Genomic DNA, 1,421 nt, shown 5'->3' on the forward strand with positions numbered 1-1,421 from the left:
ACAGAGCCACCATAGAGCCAAGAACTAGGGAATCATTCTTGGGTATGCAACCTACGAACGGAGTCCACGAAAGACTGAGGCTAGACAACCAGGGCTTTTTACAAGCCCCCACTTCAAAACGTGTTAGCGTTTAAGTGGTGGGTAGTTGACCCCCTTCTCTATATCGGTTTATTTCTTATTATTATATTGAACGTCACTTTTGAAGATACTGATTGGACTGTCCCTTTGGAATACTTAAACACTCCCACTCTTTTTCTTTCAGTAATTTTCCGACATAAATAATTTGTCCGATATGTGATGCATAATGAGCAATCTGCCTTTCAATTGCTTGTATCACACTATGTTCCTCTCCGCGAATATGCACAATCCTTAACATGTCTTGCGTAGTTAAAGATTGCAGCGCTTGAAAAACATACTCCCAGCCTTCTTGCCATGCTACTAGCGCTTCTTCTTTTGAAGCATAACCACCTTCAAACTCATCATCGCGATTTCGATCTAGTTTTTCACCATCTGTTGTCAAAAAATCTGTCCATCTCGATCGCATATTACCATGTAAATGTTTGATAATAATTGCAATACTATTTGCTTCTTCATGAAGTGCCCAACATATTTGTTCATATGATAACTGTGAAAGTGTCCGTTCACCTTGCTTTTGAATCGCCTTAAAATTTGAAACAGCACATTCTAAATAAGCTTTTGCAACTTCCACCCCTGACCCCTCCTATTTAACTAATAGATGTTCCATTTGGGACTTCTATATCAGGCTGCAGTAAGATTACATCCTCCTGTTCTGGAACTCCACCTAACACAAGTACTTCTGATTTGAAACCCGCAACACGTTTGGGTGGAAAGTTCACGACAGCTACAATTTGTTTTCCAATTAGCCCTTCTGGTGTATACCTCTTCGTAATTTGAGCACTGGATTGCTTCATACCAAGTTCACCAAAGTCAATTTCTAGCTTAATTGCAGGTACACGCGCTTCTTTAAACTCTTCCGCTTTTTTTATCGTTCCAATACGTAAATCTAACTGTAAAAAGTCTTCAAAATTAGCCATTTTATTCTCCCTCCCAATTATCATTTAGACAAAACATACAAATTCCCTCTAAAAAAAGAAAGATGCCTAAGCACCTTTCTTTTGCAACTCACTTGATTCGTTTGGTCTATATAGGAAGTAACCGATAACCCCACCAATACATGATGGTAGTAACCAACCAATTCCTTCTTTGTATAAAGGAAGCATTTGCAGCACATTTGTTATTGCATCGAACTTAATATTTGCACTTTCTAAGCCGTTAAATATGCTAATTAACAAAGCACCTAGAATGGCACCAATATACACTGTATTACGTTGTCCAATCCATTTATGGAAATATGACAGTACAATTAGCACAATCGCAACAGGATAAATAATCATTAATAC

General features: G+C 38.1%; 3 protein-coding genes. All 3 read right to left on the reverse strand.

The features are described from left to right. Positions 1-193 precede the first annotated feature (193 nt). A complete protein-coding gene (locus V7183_RS19720; RefSeq protein ID WP_097895936.1) occupies positions 194-709 on the reverse strand; it encodes a DUF1572 family protein in 516 nt (171 codons plus the stop codon). Between the two features lie 16 nt (positions 710-725). Further along, positions 726-1,055, reverse strand: a complete 330-nt coding sequence (gene csaA / locus V7183_RS19725) for a chaperone CsaA (RefSeq protein WP_097895935.1) — start codon at positions 1,053-1,055, stop codon at positions 726-728. Positions 1,056-1,121: 66 nt separating this feature from the next. Then, positions 1,122-1,421, reverse strand: a 300-nt coding sequence (locus V7183_RS19730) for a branched-chain amino acid transport system II carrier protein (RefSeq protein ID WP_335360563.1), incomplete at its 5' end; no start/stop codon positions are given.

It is taken from the genome of Bacillus sp. JJ1127 (genome assembly GCF_036965845.1).
GTDB lineage: Bacteria > Bacillota > Bacilli > Bacillales > Bacillaceae_G > Bacillus_A.